This window comes from Aeromonas veronii (genome assembly GCA_041319085.1).
Lineage (GTDB): Bacteria > Pseudomonadota > Gammaproteobacteria > Enterobacterales > Aeromonadaceae > Aeromonas > Aeromonas veronii_F.
Genome location: CP101033.1, coordinates 641,099 through 662,872, shown reverse-complemented (window position 1 = coordinate 662,872; position 21,774 = coordinate 641,099). Strand labels below are relative to the sequence as shown.

Sequence of the window (21,774 nt, the reverse complement as noted above, 5' to 3'; positions counted from 1 at the left end):
CGCAACGAAAGCCACGCCAGCTGGCGTGTTGCCAACCTGATGGAGAGAGGGAGGAGGGTTGCGCTACATGGGTCTTCTCGCCTGAGTCAAAGCAAAATTGCCCGACATTATACCCGCGCGAGTGAAAAATACCCAGCCCGTCAGCCGTCTGTTTCCACCCGCTTGCGACCAGCCCCCTTCGCACGGTACAGCGCACTGTCGGCACGCGGGATCAGGACCGCCTGCTCGCGCAACCGGTTGAGGGGAGCGATCACGTCTGCATAGGGGTCCGCCATACGGCAACATGTGGCTGTAGTCTCGAGCCGCGCCTGGTGATTCCTGGTGGGCAACCCCTAGTGATGCTGCCAGCGCCGCAACAACCGACCACGCAGGCCACAATCGAGCAGCCAGCTGTTGTCAAAGACCCGCAACAGCGCCTGCTTGGCGTGGCGGGACATGGCGACGGCGTGAAAACGGGTCTGGCGCTGACGATAGCGGTTCATCTGATCGAGCAGGACGTGGGGCAGGCTCTGGGCGATAAAGTCGGAGATGACCAGCACATCGGCCTTGGCAAAGGCGGGATCATCGAGCTTGGCCAGCGCCTTCTCGAGGCAGGGCACCAGATCGGTACCGCCGTGAAAACTCATGGAGAGGAAGCGCTCCGCCTTCTCCAGTCCGGTATCGGCGGTGATCTCGAGGGTCGCCACCTCGGTGGAGAAGAGCATCAGGTAGCAGCCGCGCTTCTCGTCCATCGCTACCTTGAGCAGTGCCAGAAACAGCGCCTTGGCACACTCCTCGGGATAACCCCCCATGGAGCCGGAGGTATCGACACAGACGATAAAGGGGCCCCGTTGCTGCAACTGCTGGCCACCCTGTTCCGGGGTACGCAACATGATGCGCTGACGCGGCAGGGTGCCGCGCGACTGGTAGCTGAGCAGACGCCGCTCCAGATAGCGGCGATAGAACTCCAGCTCCAGCTCGGGCAGGCCCAGCATCACCGCCTCGCTTGGCAGCAGCCGCATCAGATCGCTGGCCTGATGGATGCCCACCAAATCGTCCGGCACATCGTCGCTGGGGGCGGGCTCCAGCTCCAGCACCTCGACCGGCGGCACCGGCTGCTCCTGCGCCCGCCGATCCCGCTCGCTGCGCCCGAGCAGACCGGCAATCTCCGCCAGCAAGGGCTCGCGCTGCAACATGCGGGCGTATTGTTTGATCAGCATCAGACTGCGCTTGTGCCAGTGTCCCTGCGCCAGATCCCACAGGCCGCCCGCGGAGATCTGGTTGGGATCGAGGGCATCAGCCAGGGTGCGGCTCGCCAGCAGCTGATCTTCAATCTCCTGACGCTGCTTCTCCCGCTCCGCTTCGGCGATCTGCTGCTGCAGTTGCAGCAGGCTCCCCACCAGACTGGCGCGCCACTTGTCGATAAAGAGCTGGCGCAGCCCCTCGGTGGGGTGAGCAGTCAGCTGACGCACCAAGGATCTGGCCTCACCGGCGAAGGGGCTGTACTGCTCCAGCGACTCCAGCAAGCCGGGCAGGCGACCAATCAGCTCGGTCATCGGCAGTTGCCGATGCGCCTGATAGAGCAGGTACTCCTGCTCCAGCGCCACCGGCACCGGCTTGTGACGGATCTCCTCGCCAAGCTGCTCGCCCCAGCTCTGCAGGCGCTTTTTCAGCAGCTTGCCCTGTAGCGGGGAGCGTTTGATAAATTCGGAAATCTTGGGCGAGGCCGCCAGCAGCGCCACCACCTCCCCAGCCAGCTCACCTTCTCCCATGAGAAGGCCCAGATCCAGCATGCCGATCTCAAGCATGAGCGCTCCTTACTCGTCCAGCCTTGGCAGTCGCTCGCGCCACTGCGTCAGCTCGCTGCGCAGCAGTTCGAGGTCCCGGTTCAGCACGAAGAAGCTGTCTTCCACCTGCTGCAACCAGCGCTGGCCGATAAACAGGTGTTGCTGATGACGCTCGAATAGGCTGCGCTGCTGCTTGAGCTCCTGCATCACCTTGCCGGCCTGAACCAGTTGTTCATCGAGCGCCTGCAACCAGGGCTCCAGCACCACCTCGGGGATGGCGTTGCGCTCCATCAACACCAGCGGGATCTGCTGGCGCTGGATATCGAGCACCTGCAGCCGCAGCTCATCGTCCAGCACCAGCTCGTAATGCCCCTCTTTCGGGTTGCCGAACTCATAACCCACCAGCGCCTCACCGGTCGGATGCCAGTGGGAGAGCAGAGTTCGATCGAACACCAGTGTGCGGGTGAGACGCTCGGGATCGCTGCCATCCAGCGGCGCCGGGGTGAGCAGATGGAAGTGCACTTGCTTGCCAAAAGGTCTGGCATTGGCGAGCGGGATCTCGATGCCCCGAGCACGGCGGCCAAACCACTGCTTGCGTTGCCGCGCCTTGGTGCAGAGCCGCTGAGCCACGCTCTGTTTCAGCTGTTTGAACTGATCCCTAAGCGCCAACAGCTGGCGGGTCAGCGCCAGTTGCTGATAGCCATAGAGACGGGAGAACTCGGTCATCATCTCCATCAGCGTGGTACGGGACTCCTCGTCATGCCAGAGGCAATCCTTGAACAGCAGCAAATCGAGAGGGGCCACCTCATCGCGGCCATTGAAGAAGGCACTGGCCTTGATAAGCCGTACCGCCTTCTTCCAGCGGCGATCCGACACATAGCAGCGATGGGCCAGCTGGCTGTCGAGCTGCTGGCGCAGCTGATAGATGAGCTCGAAACAGGCATCCGGCAGGCGCACCTGCTCAATCTGGCTCTGCCACTGCTCGTACTCATCCCCCCGGATCTGCAGGGATTCAGGCAGGTTCTGGTGGGCATGGCCATCGCTGGCCAGCATGGATTGAAAGTTGGCTTTCTCCTGCACCCGATCCATCCAGATCCGCACCAGCATCCGGTCGTAGAGCGCTTCCAGCCCGCTATCCGGCGCGGGCAGCTCGTTGGAAGCGGTCACCAGCAAACGCATCGGGATGGGGTGCTGGCTGTCGCCGTTGCGAAACTGCCGCTCGTTGATGGCAGTAAGCAGGGTATTGAGGATGGCGGGGCCCGCCTTCCAGATCTCGTCGAGAAACACCACTTCGGCCTCCGGCAGATAACCGGCGGTGAGGCGCAGGTATTTGCCATCCTCTTTCAACGCCTGAATGGAGAGGGGGCCGAACACCTCCTCCGGCGTGCTGAAACGGGTCATCAGGTATTCAAAGTGGCGGGCGTCGTGAAAGGCCAGCTTGAGGCGACGGGCGATCAGACTCTTGGCGATACCGGGTGGCCCCAGCAAGAAGACGCTCTCGCCGCTGAGGGCAGCCAGCAGACCGAGGCGCAGGGCATCCTGCCGTTCATAGAGCCCCTCGCCCAGAGCGGCCAGCAGACGGGGCAGCCGCTCCTGGATAGGAATAAGACGCGCAGGGTTCTGGGCTTGAGCTAAAGGCGACATAGAGAGTGTTCCAAAGCTGGGATGATGATAGTCCCAAGGTGCGATATCCATTTGTTCGACCGTGGGTTTTGTCTTGTTATGATGTGTATTCTGGTATCTCTTGCCGCACAATACCCGCCTCTGACAGCAAAAAATGCAAGGGTGGTGCGATCCCGTATCAACGGCGTGCAGCGCCCCTGTGTAACATGGCGTCGTGAGGAGCGCCATGCCCGCATGCGCCAGATGATGGGTTGCAAAGGGTGCAGCAAAAGCGGTTCGAGTGTACCCTGCGCAACACGATTTTCCCCAATGCAAGATCAAGAGTGAGTCGCCCCAGATGCAAGATCCCGTTCGTCAGAGCATGTTGGCCCGCATGGGCATTCAAAGCTGGCAGCTGCGTCGTCCGGCATTGCTGGGCGCAGAACCCGCTCCCGAGCTTGAGCAACATGCCGCGCAGCCCGGCCAGACGGCCCCGGCCAGCAGCGCCCCACAGCCCAGCGGCAAACTCTGGCTACTGGCGCCGCAGCTGCCTGCCACCACGCTGCTGGCGGATATCTGCCAGTTGCTCGGCATGACGCCCGACGAGGTCTCACTGCTCAGCGAGCTGCCACCCGCCGACCTGCACAGGGCGGACGCCTCACCGCTGCTCTGGCTGACCGAGGCCAACCCCGAGCGGCCGGATGCGCTGATCTGCCCGCTAGCCCCCAGCGCCGCACAAAAGCGCGCCCTGTGGCAACAACTGCGCCCATACCTTGCGGCCAGCGCGGCGTAATCCTGCATCATGCCGCCGAGTCCCACCGTGATGCCGCTCTTTTTACCTGATTTTACACACGCTGCCCCTGCCAACCCCAGTGCCCAACATCTTGCCATCCGGAGCCACCATGCCTGAGTTTCGCCCCCTGCTCGAGAGCGATTTCGACCTTGTCTACCCCATCGAACAAGCCGCACACAAGGAGCCGTGGAGTCAGGCCAACCTGCTCTCCTGCTTCGGCCCTCGCTATCTCAACGGCTTGATGCTGATCGACGGCCGCCCGGCGGGCTTCTATATCTCGGATCTGGTGGCCGGTGACAGCTCGCTGATGAACATCTGCGTGCATCCGGCGTTTCAGGGCAAGGGGTTGGGACGGGCGCTGTTGCAGGCCTATCTGGCGCGCAGCAAACAAGCGGGCGCAGAGGCCTGGTTTCTCGAGGTGCGGGCCGGTAACCAAACCGCCATCAACCTCTACGAGAGCACCGGTTTTGCCGAGTATTGCCGCCGCGCCGACTACTACGGCACCGGCAATGACCGGGAAGATGCGGTGCTGATGTCGCGGCTGTTCGATTTCGGTTGATCCCGCCTGTTCGCCATACTCAAACTGCTTGTCCCCCTCAATCAAGGGGAGCGTTATCCAACGAGGGATCCTGCAAGGCCAGGGTGGAGTGCAGCACCGCCTCAAATCCGGCACCGGAGAGCGGCATATAAAAGCCACGCTGCCAAGTTTTTCCCGGCATCCAGATCTGATCGATATCCACCACTATCTTGATGGGTTTGAGGGGCAGCCCCGGCGGCTGGATATAGATGCCTGGCGGTGTGGCCACCTTGGGAAAGCGGCGCAGGATCTGCTCGCTGCCATCCCCCTTGCCCGGGTTGAGCCGCACCTTCACCAGCCGGGCAAGCGGGCCAGCCATCTCCTTGCTCTGCCAGAATTTCTTATCCAGATCACCGCAGCGGCGGCACTTGGGGGTCTCCAGCACATAGAGCAGCGGATAGCCCAACGCCAGCGCCTGTTGCTGCGCCTGCTGATACCCCTTGGCCCCTTCATACCAGGGATTGGCGGGCCCCTGTGATGACGTTCCGGCAAAGAACCAAAACGCAGCGCCCCCCACCACCATCAGCCCGACCGCGGCCAACACCCCTTTCACCCACAGATTCATATCGTTAACCCTCTTTGCACTCCCTTGCAGTATCGGCCAGCCCGCGCAAAGGGAGAGCTATTTGCGCGCTTTGTGATCCAAGGCAAATGGCGAACACTTGTAAGCTGTAATATTGAAGTTTAAACTCTAGCCCCATTTTTAGTGCCCTCGCGGGCGTACAACTGTAATTAAAGGATGTTTAACTGATGCCGAAGCTTCATCTGGTTCGACTGATGCGTGAACGTATTGCCCAGCTTGGCAACAAGGCTGCCCTGCGGGTTCAGCAAGATGGCCAGTGGCGTGCCATCGGCTGGCGTACTCTGGGCCAGGCCATGGACTACTGCGCACAGGCGCTGATCCGCAGCGGCCACCAGCCCACCGAAATGGTCGGCATCTATGCCCGCAACATGCCGGAGTGGACCCAGGCCGATCTCGGCATCCTTGCCGCCCGCGGTGTCAGTGTCCCGATTTATCCCACCAGCACCCTCGATCAACTGCGCTATATCGTGCGCGATGCCAACATCGGCATACTGTTTGTCGGTGAACAGCACCAGTTCGACCAGGCACTGCAACTGATTGAAAGCGGCGAGCTCCGCCAGCTCGTCGCCCTCGACGGCAACGTCAATCTACGCGGCTGCGAGCAGGCGAGCCACTTCCAGGAGTTTCTGGTCTCCGGCAACCATCAGCCCAGCGAACAAGGACTGCGGGAGCGCGAGAGCCAGTACCGGATGGACGACTTGCTGACCCTGATCTACACCTCTGGCACCACAGGCGAACCCAAGGGGGTGATGCTCGATTTTGCCAACATTGCCGCCTGTTTCGAGATGCACAACAGCCGCCTCGACCTCAATCAGCAGGATGTGTCGCTCTGCATGCTGCCGCTCAGCCATGTGTTCGAGCGGGTCTGGAGTTTCTACGTGCTCTACTGCGGTGGCGAGAACGTCTATATCCGCGATCCGCAGAAAGTGATGGATGTGATTGGCGAAGTGCAACCGACCGTGATGTGCGCCGTGCCGCGCCTCTACGAGAAGGCCTACGCCATGATCCAGGCCAAGGTGGCTCAGGCTCCTGCCCTGCGTCGCGCCCTGTTTGGCTGGGCGACCAGGGTCGGCAAGCAGATGGTTGCTACCCGTCAGGTGGGCAAGTCCGCCTCCCCGCTGCTCTACGGCCAGCTCTGGCTCGCCGAGCGACTGGTGTTTCGCAAACTGCGCGCCCGCTTTGGTGGCCGCACCCGCTTCCTGCCGGTGGCGGGCGCCCGTCTGGCCGATGACGTGAACTTCTTCTTCCAGGCGATGGGGCTTAACCTCAAGTACGGCTACGGCATGACCGAGACCACCGCCACCGTCTGCTGCTACGAGGATAGCCAGTTCAAGCTCGGCTCCATCGGCACAGCACTGGACGGCATCGACGTGAAGCTGGGTGAGAACAATGAGCTGCTGGTGCGCTCCCCCACCGTGATGCGCGGCTACTACAACAAGCCCCAAGCCACTGCCGAAGTGATGACCGAAGATGGCTTCCTGCGTACTGGCGATGCCGGTGAGCTCGATAGCGAAGGCAATATCTACTTCACCGAGCGCCTCAAGGAGCTGATGAAGACCTCCAACGGTAAATACGTGGCGCCGCAACTGGTGGAAGGGACCATCGGCAAGGATCGCTTTATCGAGCAGATCGCCATCGTTGCCGATGCCCGCCACTTCGTCTCGGCGCTGATCGTCCCCTGCTTCGAGTCGCTGGAAGAGTACGCCCGCTCCATCAACCTGCAATACCAGTGCAAGACCGAGCTGCTGCGCCACTCCCGGGTAATGGAGTTCTTCGAGGCCCGCATCGCTGACTTGCAAAAAGAGCTGGCCAAGTTCGAGCAGGTGAAGAAGTTCACCCTGCTGCCGAGCGCCTTCTCCATGGAGCTGGGTGAACTCACCCCCACCATGAAGCTGCGCCGCAAGATCATCGAGGCCAAGTACCAGAGCGAAATCGAGGCCATGTATAACCACGTCTGATAACGCTCAGGTTCAGAAATAAAAAAGCCGCTCACTCGAGCGGCTTTTTGTTGGCACGTACCAGCCATCAGACGGTAGTGGTGCGGGTTCCGAAGTAGTCAGCCAGAAAGTCGTCAAACGACAGGCTGTCGCTGCGCTCGCGCTCCCGTTGCTTGGCCAGCGAATCCTTCGCCTCACCGGCAAAGTAGGCCTCATCCCAATACTGCAGCTCCCCTGCCAGCAGCGCCTCGCGATAGCGGGTCGCCAGCTTGTCGCCATAGCAGCCGTTGTCCTTGCCACTCTCCAGCAACTCCTTGAGCATGCGGGCGGAATAGGTGAGTTCGGGGTTGAGCAGCTTCTCGCGGTGCATCGCCAGCGTCTCACGGTAGTGGTTGCGGCCGCAGCAGCGATCCAGCAGCTCGGCCACCTGAGCCAGCTCGTCGAACAGCTTGAGGCCGTACTCTTTGAGGCCAATGGCATTACCCTGCTCATCTTCAAGCGTCAGGCCGGGACGACGGCCTTCCAGCACCACCTTGTTCTGGTTGCGGCGGTTGCGGGCAATCTCCTCGTCACTCAGCACCGGAGAGGGGCGCAACAAGCACCAGACCAGGAACAGATCGAAGAAGCGGATCTGATCCGCATCGATACCGAGCGGGGTGAAGGGGTTGACGTCCACGGTGCGCAGCTCGATGTATTCGATGCCGCGCTGATCCAGCGCATCCGAGGGCTTCTCGCCGCTGCGCGGGGTGCGCTTGGGCCGGATCGGGGCGTAGAGCTCGTTCTCCAGCTGCAACACATTGTCGTTGAGCTGACGGTACTCGCCATTCACCTTGACCCCGATCTTGGCGAACTCGGGGTCATGGGTGTTGATGGCGCGGCGCAGGCTGCTGACATAGGCTGGCAGGCTGTCGTGGCTGATCTTGAGCCCCGCCTGGGAACTGTTGGTGTAACCGAGATCGGAGAGACGCAGCGCGGTGGCGTAAGGCAGATAGAGAGTGCCCTTGCCGGTCTTCTCGAACGGCAGGTTGCTCTTGCGCCCTTTGAGGAAGGATTCGCAGATGGCCGGCGAGGCACCGAACAGATAGGGCACCAGCCAGCCGAAGCGGTAGACGTTGCGAATAAGCCCCATGTATTTATCGGAGATAAAGCGCTGGCTGCAGCACCCTTCGCACACCAGATCCTGCCACTCGCTCCAGAAGCTGTCGGGCATGGAGAAGTTGAAGTGCACCCCGGCGATCACCTGCATCAGGCTGCCGTAGCGGTGCTTCAAGCCCTGACGGTAGAGGGTCTTCATCTTGCCGATGTTGGAGCTGCCGTACTGGGCCAGCCGGATGCTCTCTTCCCCGCCAACGAAGCAGGGCATGGAGAGCGGCCAAATCCGCTCGTCCCCCAGATGCTGAATCACATGGTGATGGATGTCGCCGAGCTGCTCCATCAGGCTGTCGATGGAGTCGGTGGCCGGGGTGATGAACTCCAGCAGGCTCTCCGAGTAGTCGGTAGTGATATTGGGATGGGTCAGGGCCGAGCCCAGCGCCTGGGGATGGTCGCTCTGGGCGAGTCGGCCATCCGGCGTGATGCGCAGGCATTCACGTTCGATCCCGCGCCGGATCCCCTTGAGCGCGGTGCGGCGCTCCGGTGATCCCAACGCATTCAGCAACTCGGTGAGCGACAAGCTTGTTGTAGTCATATTCACGGCTCATGTGAGGCCGTCCCATCCGGGGCGGCTCTTGATTATTATAAAGCGTCAGTTACGGCAACTGCAGCGGATAGATGGGAAGATGAAGCTCCTGCAGGGGTTTTTCAAGTTTTTGCTTGTCCCCCACCACCACGATCACCATGTCGGCCGGATTGAGCCAACGGGCGGCACTGGCCTTCAGCGCCTCGGGTGACACCGTTTTGATCAGGTTGTTCTGGGCCTGCACATAGTCCGGTTTCAGGTCATACATCACCATCTGCAGCAGGAAGCCCGCCTTCTGGCCCAGGGTCTCGTAGGAGAGGGCATCCTGCTGGGAGACCGCGCTGCGCATATAGGCCAGCTCCACCGGCGTCGGGCCGCTCTTGCGGTAGTTGTCCATCTCCTTGAGGAACTGGCGGATGGCATCCACAGTCGCATCGGCCCGCACATTGGCGCCAGTGGCAAAGTTGCCCACCTCGCGGTTGGCGGAGAAACCCGAGCTGGCGCCGTAGGTGTAGCCCTTCTCTTCCCGCAGGTTGAGGTTGATGCGGCTGTTGAAGTTGCCACCCAGGTTGAAGTTCATCAGCCCGGCGGTGAAGTAATCCCCCGTGGTATCGAACGGCATGGCGCGACGACCGATGCGGATCACCGACTGGGGCGCCCCCGGCTTGTCCACCAGATAGATGCCCGGCTTGGCCTGCTCACCCTTGAGCTTGAGATCCCCCAGCGTCAGCGTGGCCCCCTTCCACTCGGTCAGGAAGCCAAGTTGCTCCTCGATCTGCTGCTGGCCCACATCACCGACCACCACCACTTTGGCGTTGGTGGGGTTGTAGTAGGCCTGATAGAAGTGCTTCACGTCCGCCAGGGTCAGCTTGGCCACATCGGCCGCAACCCCGTCGGTAGATTGACCGAGGCGGTTCTGCTTGCCGTAGACCAGCTCGCGGAACGCCTGCCCGGCCAGCCACTCGGGCTGTTGCTGGGCTTGCTGCATCCCTTGCAGCAGCTGTGCCTTGACCCGCTCGAAGTCCGCCTCCCGCATGCCCGGGCGCTCCAGCACCTCGCGTACCAGCGCCAGCGTCTGGGGCAACTTGTCCGCCAGCGAGCTGACGGTAATGAGGTTGTTGTACTGCGCGCTGGAGACATCGATGGAAGATCCCAGCTTTTGCAGCTCGTCGCTAAGCTGGGCCTCGGTCAGGCGTACCGTGCCCTGCCCCATCATGGCGGCGGTCAGATTGGCCAGCCCCAGTTGCCCCTTATCTTCGGCACGAATGCCGCCCGGCAGGGCGATCATGATGGAGACGGCGGGGATCTCGTCACTCTTGGTACCGATAATCTCGATGTTCTTGTCGAGCTTGCCGTGCCAGATGGCGGGCACCTTGACGCTCACCGCCTCGCTCGCCTTGGGCTGCACGCTGCGATCGAACTTGTCTTTTACCGGTCGCTCGGCCAGCGCTTCGTCATGCTTACTGTAATCCGGCAGCTCGCGCTTGGCGGGGGTAAAGTTCGGGGTGGCAACCTGCCACTCGGTCTTGCCCTTGGGCACCACGCTTAGCACCACCGCCGGCTTGCCGGCGATAAACTGGTCGTAGGCGGCCTTCACCTGCTCCGGTGTCACCTTGCCGATGGCATCGAGGGTCTTGAACACATAGTTGGGATCCTGGGTAAACACCTGACCCATGGCGAGCTGGCTCACCTTGCCGGAGACGCTGTCCAGACCCCAGATGGCGGAGGCGCGGTACTTGGCGATCGCCTTCTCCAGATCTTCCGGCTTGAGGCCGCGCTGGGCGAACTCGCCGATCACCTTGTCCACCTCCCCCTTGAGGGTCTTGAGGCTGCCATCCTGCGACGGATTGGGGTAGGCGTAGACGGTCAGGGTACAGGCCAGCTCTTCGCAGTAGTGGGACGCCCCCACATCGATCGCCTTGCCGGTTTTCACCAGCGACTGGTAGAGCATGGAGCTGGCGGAACCGCCCAGCACGTCGGCAAACATGTCGAGCGCAGGCTCCTGCGGATCGCCAAGGGAGACGGTGGGGTAGCTGATATAGAGCAGCGGCAGGTGTACCTTGTCCTGCAACGTCACGTAGCGGGTCTCGGGCAGAGTCACCGGCTTTGGCGTCGGCTCGGCCACATCCGGGCCGCGCGGAATGGCGCCGAAGTACTGCTCGATCCATTCGAGGGCCTGCTTGCTGTCAAAGTCGCCGCCCAGAGTCAGGGTGGCGTTGTTAGGGCCATACCAGCGCAGGAAGAACTGCTTGAGATCGTTCACATCGACCCGGTCGAGATCTTCCACATAGCCGATGGGCTGCCAGGAGTAGGGATGGGTGCGCGGATAGAGCGCCTCCCCCACCTTCTCACTCACCAAGCCGTAGGGCTGGTTATCGACCCGCTGGGCCCGCTCGTTCTTGACGGTGGCGCGCTGGATCTCGAACTTCTTCTGGCTCACCGCATCGAGCAGGAAACCCATGCGATCCGCCTCCAGCCAGAGCACTTTTTCCAGCTGGTTGGCCGGCACGGTTTCGTAGTAGTTGGTGCGATCCTTGTTGGTGGTGCCGTTCATGTCACCACCGGCCTCGTTGATGATCCGCATATGCTCCTGATCACCGACGTGTTTCGAGCCCTGGAACATCATGTGCTCGAAGAAGTGGGCGAACCCGGACTTGCCGACCGTCTCGCGGGATGAACCGACGTGATAAGTCACATCGAGGTGCACCAGCGGATCGGAGCGGTCGGGGGTCAGGATCACGGTCAGGCCGTTGTCCAGCTTGTACATCTGATAGGGGATGGCGAGCTTGCCCTCCTCCTTGCCCTGTTCGGCGATCAGGGTCGGTGCCGCCAGCACCGGCAGGGTGAGGCCAAGCAGAATCGTTAAAGGTATGACTTTGTTCACGGTAACCTCGTGAGTGACAAAAACAGGCTAGAAAATGTGACTGGCCAGCAGAAAAACCAGGGCATAACGGAACAATTTGCCGAGCCCGATCAAAATGAGAGAGCGCCAGAAGGAGAGGCGCAGCCAACCGGCCAACAGACAGAGACCATCACCGACCACCGGCGTCCAGGCAAGCAGCAGACACCAATGACCGTGTTGTTTGAGCCAGCCTAAGGCTTTTTGTTCCCCACGGCCTTGAAAATCTTCCGGTTTTTTCTTGAAGGTGGCGAGCCAGCCGAGCCACCAGGTGGTCATGGAGCCGAGGGTATTGCCCAGCGTCGCCCACAGCAGCAGGCTTGCCATGCTCCACCCCCCCTTGGCTGCCATGGCCCCCAGCAGCACTTCGGAGCTGCCGGGCAGCAGAGTGGCGGAGGTGAATGCGCTTAAAAAGAGCCACCCCAGCCCCATTTGCATCAACTCATTCATGATGCGCTTCCCCATCGCAGAGGCAAGGACGCGGGACACTCAGCAACAACCACACCATGTGCCATCACCATCATCTCGCTCATCCGGGATAGCTATCGGCCGCAGGCATCCGCAGCAGCAGCTTGCCGCGCACATGGCTCCCTTCGATGGCCTGATGGGCCAGCGCCCCCTCGGCCAGAGCGAACTCACCGGCGAGGGTGACCTTCACCTCCCCCTGACGCAGCAGCATCAACATCTGGCCCAGCTGCTGCTGGTCAGGATGCACCAGCATGCCGATCACCTCGATCCCCGCCGCGGCCCCTGCATCCTTGATCAGCTGGGCGGTAATGGTAGGCACAGTCACCAGACGGCCACCCGGTTTGACGCAGGCCAGCGCCGCCTTGCCACTCTCGCCGCCCATCAGATCCAGCACCAGATCGACCTGACCGGCCTCTGCCACCACCCGTGCTGGCCAGTTCGCATCATGGTAATCCACCATCCAGCGCGCCCCCAGAGCGTGCAGGAAGCCATGGTTGTCCGAGCTGGCGGTGGCCACCACCTCGGCGCCATAGGCGCTGGCAAACTGCACCGCCAGATGGCCGACACCGCCAGCTCCTGCGAGGATCAAGACCCGCTGACCGCGCTGGAGGGCGCCGTGCTCAAGCAGCCCCTGCCAGGCAGTGAGACCGGCCAGCGGCAGCGCCGCCCCCTGCTGGAGGCTCACCCCGTCGAGCTTGACCAGCTCGCGCTCGCTTGCCACCACAGACTCGCCGTAGCCACCGGCAGCAAGGGGAAAACCGACCATGCCACACACCCGATCCCCCTCGGCCAGCGAGGCTACGCCGGGGCCCACTCTCTCCACCACGCCCGCCACGTCATAACCCGGCGTCCAGGGCAGCTTGTCCTTGTTTTGTGCCGCCGCCCAACCAAGGCCAGCGCGGGTCTTGGCATCGATGGGATTGACCCCCGCAAAGCAGATGCGCACCCGCACTTCGCCATCGGCTGGCACCTTATCGAGAGAAGGGTTGAGCCTGAGTACCGAGGGGTCACCGAATGCGGTAATCTGTAGTTGCGTCATTGCACAATCCATCCTGTTGATTGATCAAGGGTCAACAGAATAACAGCGAGGAGACCATGGCTCGAATGTTTCTTATTCCTCTGTTGCTGGCACTGGGGTGGTGGGCATTTCTGCTCTACTTCCGCATCCCGCTCAAACAGGGGGCCAAGGGGTTTTACTGGATCATCGGCATAGGTGGCGGACTGGCCGCCTTCCTCAGCCTGATGATGGTGCTGACTCACTGAGTGCCACAGCCACTCGATAACGAAAAAGGCCACCGCGTTCCGGTGGCCTTCTCATTATCCGGGTTGCTGCTCCAGCGCCGGATTGAGGTAGTAGTGGCGATTGCTCCCCTGCCCCAGCACCCCTTGCGACAGCAGATGGTGGAACACCCGATCCACCTCCTCCAGCGAGAGTGACAGCGCCTGCGCCACCGAGCGCTTGCTGCACTTGAGCTCACCGCTCACCAGTGCACCGCGTACCTGTGCCAGCACTTCCGGGGCGGGCTCGCGGGGCATCATGGGCTCGGGCTGCGCCACCATCGCCAGCGCTTCCTGCGCCTCCCTGCGAGCTTGCTCCTGCTGCCCACGCCACATCCGATGAAAGCGGTTCTCCTCACCGATCAGGCTGACGAAGAAGGCGCCGAATACGTCGAGCAGCACCGAGAGGAAGCAGACCAGCAGGAACTGCACCTGGCTGATGCTCATCCCCACCCCGTCCGCCAGACTGCTCATCAGCCCCAGCATGGAGGATTGCTCGTTGATCGGCTTGGCATCGCGCTGCTGACGCAGCTCATCCTGCTGCAAACGCAGCTTGGTGTTGGCGTGCTGCAGGGAGGATACGCCGCTGGAGATGCGCTCCAGCTCGATGTATTTGCGGGCCGCCTCCTCGTTGAGCTGGATCTGCCGCTCGATGCTGGCGATCTGTTCGTCGAAACGGGCGATCTCCCGTTCATGGCGTGCCTGCTGGCTCAGCACCGTATTGGTGGCACTGTTGATACCGCCGATACTGCCGCCGATGGAGATGGCCGCCAGCACGCTGTAGAACAGCAGTGACCAGAAGGCGCCTCCCAGATCACGGCGCGCCTTGCGCTCGCCATACTCATACCAGACGTAGAACTTGCCAAGCTCGAAAATGATCGCCAGACCGCCAAACAGCCACTTCATCAGCGGGTTGTCATCGATGGAGAGAAACAGCAGCAGGGAGAAGATGATGGAGGCCAGAATGGCCAGTCCGGTAAAACTGTATACCGTCGTCAGAGCAAACCACCCCTTGGGGTAGCGCAGCGCGGATGCGTCCTGTGTGGTCATGATGAAGGGGTGTGCTGTGCAGGAAAAGTTGGCTGCTGATTATAGTCGCCAGACTCCCACAGAGAAGGGCAAATGACTGAATTCCTTAAGATTGACAACCAACTGCCCAGAGTGCGACCAAAACGGACAAATCGGCAGCAGAAAAGCGTTACAATCCCTGCCTGACTTGATCATATGGTGAGATGGGGAACGGTTCCGCCCGGGTTCAGCCCCGGTCAGTACACTCATCCACCGTTGCAATAATCCGAGGCCATCATGAACAGTAAGACCACTTTGCTACTCTCCCTTCTTCTGGTTACCGGCGGCGCTGCTGCAACACAGCAATATCAGGAGAGCAGTGGCTCCGAATTCTCCGTTGATGAGCTTAAATTCAATCTGGACTGGGATGACAAGCAGTTCGGCTGGACCCAGAACGACTGCCTCGATCTGGGGGTCGGCGAAACCGCACCGGCCGACTGCAAGGCAGTCAAATTCAATCTGGAAGATGAAGAGAACCGCAATCAGCCGCCCAGCACCAACCAACTCTCCGCCCCTCAGGGCAATAACCAGTAATGTCACGGAGTATTGCAATATGAGCGCACCGACCAGAACCATGCTGAACAAAAACGCCCTGCTGCTCTCCCTGCTGATGGCGCACGGTATCGCTGTTGCAGCCCCGCCCAACAAGAGTGGCGATGGCATCAAGATCTCCGGCGATGACATCAAGATCAATCTCGACTGGGATGACAAAGAGTACGACTGGTGGCAGGACAACTGCCTGGATCTTGGCATTGGCGACAGCCGGATCAAACTCAACTGTGACAAGATGGATGGCAAGTACCGGGATCACTACAACCGCAGCATTCACAGCGGCAATAACCCAGGGCAAGGTCACGACAAACACAAAGATAAAAACAAGGGCAACGGCAAGAAGAACTGACCCCCGGTTCCTTATGCAACAGGGGCTTGATGCCCCTGTGCTTGCTGTTTTACCAGTAATTCTCCGCACTGATATTGCCCGGCGCCCGCCGCAGGTTCTTGGCCAGCCCCAGCGCCAGCAAGGTCTGCTGGGTCTCTTTCACCATATCCGGGTTGCCGCAAATCAGCACCTGGCTCCGCTCGGATGAAAAGTCTAGCCCCACTCGCGCCTGCAACTGGCCGTTGGCAATCGCCGCCGGGATCCGCCCTGCCATCGCAGCGGGCCACGGCTCACGACTGACAAAGGGAACATAGCGAAAGCGCTCGCCATACTGCCCGGCAAAACTGGCGATAAGTGGCTGATAACTGAGCTCTTCGCCTTTGCGCACCCCGTGCACCAGCACCAAATTCTCGAAGCGGTTGAAGGCCTCGCCATCAGCCAGCATGGAGAGAAACGGACCGATAGCAGTACCGGTCGAGAGCAACCAGAGATCGCGCCCGGCTGGCACCTCATCGAGCGTCAGAAAGCCAGTCGCCTGGGATTGCACCAGCAGGGTATCACCGGCTTGCAGCGAGCCGAGCGAGGGGGTCAGTTCACCACTGGGGATCTCGACCAGATAAAACTCGTGGTATGGCGCAGAGGGGGGATTGACGAAGGAGTAGGCGCGCTGAATGCGGCGATCGCCCTGCTCGAGGGCCAGCTTGGTAAATTGACCTGCCTTGTAGGGGGCCAGATCAGCGGCTATGCGCAGGGAGAACAGGGTGGGTGTCCATTCGATGCGTTCGATGACGCGACCTTCGACCCAGGAAGCCATAAGGATCTCCTCCAGTGGAACAGACCTTCACTCTACCCCCTGGCCCCAAAATAAAAAACCCGCGCAAGAGCGCGGGTTTTTCTGCAACAGCGAAACGCTGCTATTACAGGGCAACAACCTGGATCTGTACGGTTGCTTTAACGTCAGCGTGCAGCTGAACAGCAACTTCGTAGTCACCGGTGTTACGCAGAACGTTGCCCATGCGGACTTCGCTCTTGGCAACGGCTACGCCGGCAGCAGTGATGGCTTCAGCCACGTCACGGGTACCGATGGAACCGAACAGTTTGCCTTCGTCGCCAGACTTGGAAGCGATAACCACGGTAGCCAGTTCGGCCAGCTTGGCAGCACGCTCTTCAGCAGCAGCTTTGTTGGCAGCCAGTTTGGCTTCCAGCTCAGCGCGACGAGCACCGAAAGCTTCGATGTTGGCCTTGGTGGCCATAACAGCTTTGCCTTGCGGGATCAGATAGTTACGGGCGTAGCCAGCTTTAACAGCGACTTGATCACCCAGACCGCCCAGTTTGGCGATTTTGTCGAGCAGGATAACTTGCATTACCTTTCCTCTATAAATTTCGTTGAGTTAGGCTTAAGTGCCGGACCGATTCTTACTTGTTGTGCAGATCGGTGTACGGCAGCAGAGCCAGGTAACGAGCACGCTTGATGGCGCGTGCCAGCTGACGCTGATACTTGGCGCGGGTACCGGTGATACGGCTCGGTACGATCTTGCCAGATTCAGTGACATAGTTTTTCAGAGTAACGATATCTTTGTAGTCGATCTCGGTAACGTTCTCGGCGGTGAAGCGGCAGAACTTACGACGACGGAAATAACGTGCCATGGCCTTTATCCTCTATTCAGTGATCCAGAATTACTCTTCGGAAGCAGCTTCAGTAGCGTCTTCACGGCGCTCGTCGTCACGACGGACAAAACGCTCTTCCTTGGCCTTGGCCATCGGAGAAACTTCAGTCACGGCGTGCTTGGTGCGCATGATCATGTTGCGGATAACGGCATCGTTGAAGCGGAAGTTGGTTTCCAGCTCATCGATAACGGCTTGCTCTGCTTCTACGTTCATCAGAACGTAGTGGGCTTTGTGCAGTTTGTCGATCGGGTAAGCCAGCTGACGACGGCCCCAATCTTCCAGGCGATGAATGGTGCCACCGGAGGTGGTGATAGCGCCGGTGTAACGCTCGATCATGCCGGGTACTTGCTCGCTCTGGTCCGGATGAACCATGAAGACGATTTCGTAATGACGCATTTTAGCTCCTTACGGATTAATTCAGCCTCCGCCCAGGTGCAGCCAGACCTCGGAGGCAAGGAACATAAAGGTGTTTAGTCGCTGCTTTTCTAGGGCGGCGTATTGTACGAAATCACATCCCTCACTGCAACTGACTGCCTTAAATGTTTTTCCTGATGGAAATCATCAGAAACAACAATTGATAACAATTATCATTTAGATCTATTCTCTCTCCATATCCTGATGGAGGGTGATGCCATGCAACCCGCACTGACGACTACGATTCCAGCCAGCCAATTCAAACTGACCCTGCTCGGGCCCGCCTTTATCGCCGCCATCGGCTATATCGACCCGGGCAACTTCGCCACCAATATTCAGGCGGGCTCCACCTTTGGCTACCAGCTGCTGTGGGTGGTGGTATGGGCCAACCTGATGGCCATGGTGGTACAAACCCTCTCGGCCAAACTCGGCATCGTCACTGGCAAGAATCTGGCGGAGCACATCCGCGACCGACTGCCGAAACCGGCGGTCTGGGCCTATTGGGTGCAAGCAGAGATCATCGCCATGGCCACCGATCTCGCCGAATTTATCGGCGCCGCAGTCGGCTTCAAGCTGCTGCTTGGTGTCACCCTGCTGGAGGGCGCCTGCATCACCGCGGTGGTGACCTGGGGGATCCTTATGTTGCAATCCCGTGGCCAGAAACCGCTGGAGTTGGTGGTCGGCGGCCTGCTGCTGTTGGTCGCGGCGGCCTACATCGTCGAGCTGATCTTCTCCCGCCCCCATCTGCCCAGCCTGCTGGAGGGCGCCCTCTTCCCCGGTTTGCCCAACAGCGATGCCGTCTATCTGGCTGCCGGTGTGCTCGGTGCCACCGTGATGCCCCACGTTATCTACCTGCACTCGGCGCTGACCCAGCACACGCAGGATCAGGGCTCGGTCGGCCAGCGGCTGCACACCACCCGGGTCGATGTGGCGATTGCCATGACTATCGCCGGCTTCGTCAATCTGGCGATGATGGCGATGGCGGCCGCCGCATTCCACAGTTCGGGCCACCAGCAGGTGGCGGAGCTGGAATCCGCCTACCAGACCCTCACCCCGCTGCTGGGTCAGGCTGCGGCGACTCTGTTTGGCCTCTCGCTGGTCGCGTCCGGCATCAGCTCCACCGTGGTGGGCACCCTGGCCGGGCAGGTGGTGATGCAGGGCTTTGTCCGCTTTACCATCCCGCTCTGGCTGCGTCGCGCCATCACCATGACTCCCGCCTTCGTGGTGATCGCCATGGGGCTCAACACCACCGAAATTCTGGTGCTGAGCCAGGTGATCCTGAGCTTTGGCATCGCACTGGCCCTGATCCCGCTGTTGATGCTGACCGGCGATCGGGCGCTGATGGGGCAACATCGCAACCACCCCGTCACCCAGGCAGTAGGCCGTCTTATCGTTACACTGGTGATCGGGCTCAATGCCTACCTGCTGGTCGCCATGATCTAGCAAACCGTCAAGCAACAGAGGGGCTCATTAACGCTGGTTAATGAGCCCTTTCGCACTTTGGCGTATGCTGCCGCTTTCTCTTCTCATTTATCGTTGCGGGAGCCTTGCCATGGAACATACCCGAGCCAGCTTCGTGCTGGGCCATCATCAGGAGCAGGCCTGCGTAGTCTGCTGCCAGCGCGGTGACACTACGCTGCTGGTCACCGACCTCACCCCCTTTCATCCCCAAAGCCACCTCTGGCCCGATCAGCCGGGGGATGTGGGCCATGTTCGCTGGGAAGGGGGCGAAGCCGCCATTGGCCCTTGCCGGATGGGGGCCATCAGCCCGGATGGCGAGCTGTTTGTCGATACTGCCATTCCGGTCAAGCGGGGCGCTGAAGGGTGGCGGTTCGTGGTGGTCCACCCGCTGACCGGTGACCACGCACTGGCCGTCGGCAGCCAGGTCGAATTGCAAGTGGATAATGCTGCCCGTCACGCCCTGAGTCTGGGCCATAGTGGCTGCCATCTGGCGGCACTCGCCCTCAACCGGGTACTCACTCCTTACTGGCGCAAGGAGGTAAGCGAGCATGATGCGCTGGGTCAGCCCGACTTCGACCGCCTTGCCATTCAGAGCTCGCGGGTCGAACCCATGGGCTCACGCGAGCAGTACCGCATCGGCAAGAGTCTGCGCAAGAAGGGGGCCAACAGCGAGGCGCTGCTGGCAGACCTGGCGCTGATTGAAGAGAAAGCCAACCAGCAGTTGGCTGACTGGCTCGCAGCCGGGAGCGAGATCCGCCGCAGCCGCGCTGGCGAGGCGATCATCGATTCCCGTTACTGGCACTGCACGCTGGATGGACAGGAGGTCACCATCCCCTGTGGCGGCACCCATGTCGCCGATCTGGGCGAACTTGGACGAGTGACCGTACAGTTGTCGCCTTCGAAAGAGGGATTCACCCTGGTCAGCCGGGTCGGACATCCATAAATAAAAAGGTAATGCGGCCAGAAGGGACGGTTTCAGCCGGAGACAGATAAAAACAATGCCAGTCAGCAAGCTGACTGGCATTGGACAAAACAGACTTTCGGACTTACTTGACGGCGTCTTTCAGAGCCTTGCCAGCCACGAATGAAGGCACGTTGGCAGCAGCAATCTGGATCTCTTTACCAGTTTGCGGGTTACGACCGGTGCGGCCTGCACGGTGGGTGACCTTGAAGGTGCCAAAACCGACCAGTTGCACAGCATCGCCTTCTTTCAAGCTCTGGGTGATACCATTGATGATCTCTTCCAGAGCCACTTTGGCCTGAGCTTTGCTCAGATCTGCTTTGGCGGCAATCGCATCGACAAGTTGAGCTTTGTTCATAACATTTCCTTTATGATCGGGCATTTAGCGCCGGGTCACTCTATGCAAAAAAAACGCACAGGCAAAGCCTTTATCGAGCCGAGCGCGTCAAACGCTGGGGTTTTCATCAAGATCTGCGGAAAAAGTCACATTCCACACGCGACAAACCGTGAGCAGGCCTGAAACCTGCAGGCCTGCAGAAGCAATCGGCTGGCTATTTCTTCACCACTTAACAATATCCCCGCATGGCTATTGACGCTTGCCCAGATTTTCCCTAGTTATAGGTTGTGTCACTGCTCAAACGGCTCGGGATCCCGAACAATCGGCCAGCCTTTGCCCCATGGAGGGATTATGTTGACGAAACTGGAACAGACCAAGCTGGCGCTGGCAGGCAAGCACCAGGCTATCGACGACTGGCTGGATGCAAGGCAAGCGCTGCTGGTTGGCTACATGCAGTTGGCAGGCCTCACTCCGGCGCGCACCAAACAGCGCAGCCTGCCCAAAGCGGAAGAGCTGCATCACTTCTGCGACCGCCTGGTCGACTATGTCAGTGCGGGCCATTTCGAAATTTACCACCACGTGGTCACCGCCTTCGAGCAAGCCAGCGGCGAAACACTGGAGCTGGCCAAGCGCATCTATCCCCATATTCGCACCAGCACCGAATTCGCCCTTGAGTTCAACGACAAATACAGTGATGCCGACGAGGCCCAATTGCTGCTGTTGGATGATGATCTCAACGAGCTGGGCCCGGTACTGGAAGAGCGCTTCAAACAGGAAGACCGCCTGGTCAAGGCGCTCCATGTGGTGGAATCCTTGAGTACCCAGCAAACCTGAACGCCATTTTCTGAGCAAGTTCAAGATAGTGGCAACCAAGGTGGATTACACTCAGAGCAATGACCCTAGCGTCCATCCTTATTGCATAAAGGAGATGAGCATGTCTGAGCGCCGCCGTTTTGCACGGATCCTCTACTTGACCATGGCCGAACTCACCCAGGGGGAACAGCAGTGGCAGACCCAGCTGGTCGATGTCTCCTTGCAGGGCGCCCTATTGATCCGCCCAGACGACTGGGAGAGCCGTGACAGCAAGGAGTACCAACTCAGTTTTATCCTGAGCGGTAGCGATATCGAGATCAAGATGCAGGTCGAGCTGACCCACGAAGCCAGCAAAAAGCTGGGGTTCTACTGCCACCACATCGATATCGACAGCGCCACCCACCTCAAGCGGATGATCGAGCTTAACGTTGGCGACGAAGAGCTGCTCCACCGCGAGCTGGAGCAACTGTTGAGCGAGCATCTGGAACACAGCCAGCCCTGACGTTCCATATTTCCCCGTAATTAAGAAGAGCGCCTTGGCGCTCTTCTTAATTTTCGTTCATCCCAAGACATGGTCTTTTATCTGCACCG

General features: G+C 60.2%; 23 protein-coding genes. 10 read left to right on the top strand and 13 right to left on the bottom strand.

The window, feature by feature from the left end:
- Positions 1-332: 332 nt before the first annotated feature.
- Both viaA and NMD14_03395 read right to left on the bottom strand, forming a co-directional pair.
- Positions 333-1,787 (bottom strand): ATPase RavA stimulator ViaA, encoded by a 1,455-nt coding sequence (viaA, locus tag NMD14_03400; protein ID XEI33499.1) that lies wholly within the window; start codon positions 1,785-1,787, stop codon positions 333-335.
- Positions 1,788-1,796: 9 nt separating this feature from the next.
- Positions 1,797-3,410: a DUF3763 domain-containing protein gene (locus NMD14_03395; GenBank protein ID XEI33498.1), complete on the bottom strand. Its 1,614-nt coding sequence runs from the start codon at positions 3,408-3,410 to the stop codon at positions 1,797-1,799.
- A gap of 316 nt (positions 3,411-3,726) precedes the next feature.
- Here NMD14_03395 and NMD14_03390 point away from each other — a divergent pair, with 316 nt between their 5' ends.
- Together NMD14_03390 and rimI are read left to right on the top strand one after the other, a co-directional pair.
- The gene (locus NMD14_03390) at positions 3,727-4,161 is read left to right on the top strand and encodes a DNA polymerase III subunit psi (GenBank protein ID XEI33497.1); all 435 of its coding nucleotides are present in this window, start codon (positions 3,727-3,729) and stop codon (positions 4,159-4,161) included.
- 109 nt (positions 4,162-4,270) lie between these two features.
- Positions 4,271-4,720, top strand: coding sequence for a ribosomal protein S18-alanine N-acetyltransferase (rimI, locus tag NMD14_03385; protein ID XEI33496.1), 450 nt, complete (start codon positions 4,271-4,273; stop codon positions 4,718-4,720).
- A 37-nt stretch (positions 4,721-4,757) separates the two neighbouring features.
- Here the strand turns inward: rimI and NMD14_03380 are convergent, their stop codons facing one another.
- The gene (locus tag NMD14_03380; protein XEI33495.1) at positions 4,758-5,303 is read right to left on the bottom strand and encodes a hypothetical protein; all 546 of its coding nucleotides are present in this window, start codon (positions 5,301-5,303) and stop codon (positions 4,758-4,760) included.
- Between the two features lie 185 nt (positions 5,304-5,488).
- On the opposite strand from NMD14_03380, the gene NMD14_03375 reads away from it, so the two are divergent.
- Positions 5,489-7,279 (top strand): long-chain fatty acid--CoA ligase, encoded by a 1,791-nt coding sequence (locus NMD14_03375; protein ID XEI33494.1) that lies wholly within the window; start codon positions 5,489-5,491, stop codon positions 7,277-7,279.
- Between the two features lie 67 nt (positions 7,280-7,346).
- Here the strand turns inward: NMD14_03375 and gshA are convergent, their stop codons facing one another.
- The 4 genes from gshA to NMD14_03355 form a co-directional block, all read right to left on the bottom strand.
- Positions 7,347-8,945 carry a glutamate--cysteine ligase gene (gene gshA, locus NMD14_03370; GenBank protein ID XEI33493.1) on the bottom strand — a complete coding sequence of 533 codons (1,599 nt, stop codon included), beginning with the start codon at positions 8,943-8,945 and terminating at the stop codon, positions 7,347-7,349.
- Positions 8,946-9,006: 61 nt separating this feature from the next.
- On the bottom strand, positions 9,007-11,820 hold the full coding sequence (locus tag NMD14_03365) for an insulinase family protein (GenBank protein XEI33492.1): 2,814 nt from the start codon (positions 11,818-11,820) through the stop codon (positions 9,007-9,009).
- Positions 11,821-11,847: 27 nt separating this feature from the next.
- Complete coding sequence (locus NMD14_03360; GenBank protein XEI33491.1) at positions 11,848-12,285, bottom strand: VTT domain-containing protein; 438 nt, start codon at positions 12,283-12,285, stop codon at positions 11,848-11,850.
- Between the two features lie 79 nt (positions 12,286-12,364).
- Positions 12,365-13,342, bottom strand: coding sequence for an NADP-dependent oxidoreductase (locus NMD14_03355; GenBank protein XEI33490.1), 978 nt, complete (start codon positions 13,340-13,342; stop codon positions 12,365-12,367).
- A 56-nt stretch (positions 13,343-13,398) separates the two neighbouring features.
- Between NMD14_03355 and NMD14_03350 the strand changes: the two genes are divergently transcribed.
- Positions 13,399-13,566, top strand: coding sequence for a hypothetical protein (locus tag NMD14_03350; GenBank protein XEI34813.1), 168 nt, complete (start codon positions 13,399-13,401; stop codon positions 13,564-13,566).
- Between the two features lie 54 nt (positions 13,567-13,620).
- Here NMD14_03350 and NMD14_03345 read toward each other — a convergent pair whose 3' ends face one another.
- Positions 13,621-14,631, bottom strand: coding sequence for a Preprotein translocase subunit SecY (locus NMD14_03345; GenBank protein ID XEI33489.1), 1,011 nt, complete (start codon positions 14,629-14,631; stop codon positions 13,621-13,623).
- Between the two features lie 255 nt (positions 14,632-14,886).
- Here NMD14_03345 and NMD14_03340 point away from each other — a divergent pair, with 255 nt between their 5' ends.
- Both NMD14_03340 and NMD14_03335 read left to right on the top strand, forming a co-directional pair.
- Positions 14,887-15,183: a hypothetical protein gene (locus NMD14_03340; GenBank protein ID XEI33488.1), complete on the top strand. Its 297-nt coding sequence runs from the start codon at positions 14,887-14,889 to the stop codon at positions 15,181-15,183.
- A gap of 40 nt (positions 15,184-15,223) precedes the next feature.
- Positions 15,224-15,550 carry a hypothetical protein gene (locus NMD14_03335; protein ID XEI34705.1) on the top strand — a complete coding sequence of 109 codons (327 nt, stop codon included), beginning with the start codon at positions 15,224-15,226 and terminating at the stop codon, positions 15,548-15,550.
- 49 nt (positions 15,551-15,599) lie between these two features.
- Here the strand turns inward: NMD14_03335 and NMD14_03330 are convergent, their stop codons facing one another.
- The 4 genes from NMD14_03330 to rpsF all read right to left on the bottom strand — a co-directional run bounded on the left by NMD14_03330 (position 15,600) and on the right by rpsF (position 17,593).
- On the bottom strand, positions 15,600-16,343 hold the full coding sequence (locus tag NMD14_03330; protein ID XEI33487.1) for a ferredoxin--NADP reductase: 744 nt from the start codon (positions 16,341-16,343) through the stop codon (positions 15,600-15,602).
- Between the two features lie 103 nt (positions 16,344-16,446).
- Complete coding sequence (rplI, locus tag NMD14_03325) at positions 16,447-16,893, bottom strand: 50S ribosomal protein L9 (protein ID XEI33486.1); 447 nt, start codon at positions 16,891-16,893, stop codon at positions 16,447-16,449.
- A 52-nt stretch (positions 16,894-16,945) separates the two neighbouring features.
- Complete coding sequence (rpsR, locus tag NMD14_03320; protein XEI33485.1) at positions 16,946-17,176, bottom strand: 30S ribosomal protein S18; 231 nt, start codon at positions 17,174-17,176, stop codon at positions 16,946-16,948.
- A 30-nt stretch (positions 17,177-17,206) separates the two neighbouring features.
- Positions 17,207-17,593, bottom strand: coding sequence for a 30S ribosomal protein S6 (rpsF, locus tag NMD14_03315; protein XEI33484.1), 387 nt, complete (start codon positions 17,591-17,593; stop codon positions 17,207-17,209).
- Between the two features lie 237 nt (positions 17,594-17,830).
- Between rpsF and NMD14_03310 the strand changes: the two genes are divergently transcribed.
- Both NMD14_03310 and NMD14_03305 read left to right on the top strand, forming a co-directional pair.
- Entirely contained in the window at positions 17,831-19,054 is a 1,224-nt protein-coding gene (locus NMD14_03310) for an Nramp family divalent metal transporter (GenBank protein XEI33483.1), read from the top strand.
- Between the two features lie 109 nt (positions 19,055-19,163).
- A complete protein-coding gene (locus NMD14_03305; GenBank protein XEI33482.1) occupies positions 19,164-20,015 on the top strand; it encodes a hypothetical protein in 852 nt (283 codons plus the stop codon).
- Between the two features lie 103 nt (positions 20,016-20,118).
- Here NMD14_03305 and hupA read toward each other — a convergent pair whose 3' ends face one another.
- A complete protein-coding gene (gene hupA, locus NMD14_03300) occupies positions 20,119-20,391 on the bottom strand; it encodes a DNA-binding protein HU-alpha (GenBank protein ID XEI33481.1) in 273 nt (90 codons plus the stop codon).
- A gap of 330 nt (positions 20,392-20,721) precedes the next feature.
- Between hupA and rsd the strand changes: the two genes are divergently transcribed.
- On the top strand, positions 20,722-21,204 hold the full coding sequence (gene rsd, locus NMD14_03295) for a sigma D regulator (GenBank protein ID XEI33480.1): 483 nt from the start codon (positions 20,722-20,724) through the stop codon (positions 21,202-21,204).
- Positions 21,205-21,304: 100 nt separating this feature from the next.
- Positions 21,305-21,685, top strand: coding sequence for a PilZ domain-containing protein (locus NMD14_03290; protein ID XEI33479.1), 381 nt, complete (start codon positions 21,305-21,307; stop codon positions 21,683-21,685).
- The last annotated feature ends 89 nt before the right edge of the window (positions 21,686-21,774 follow it).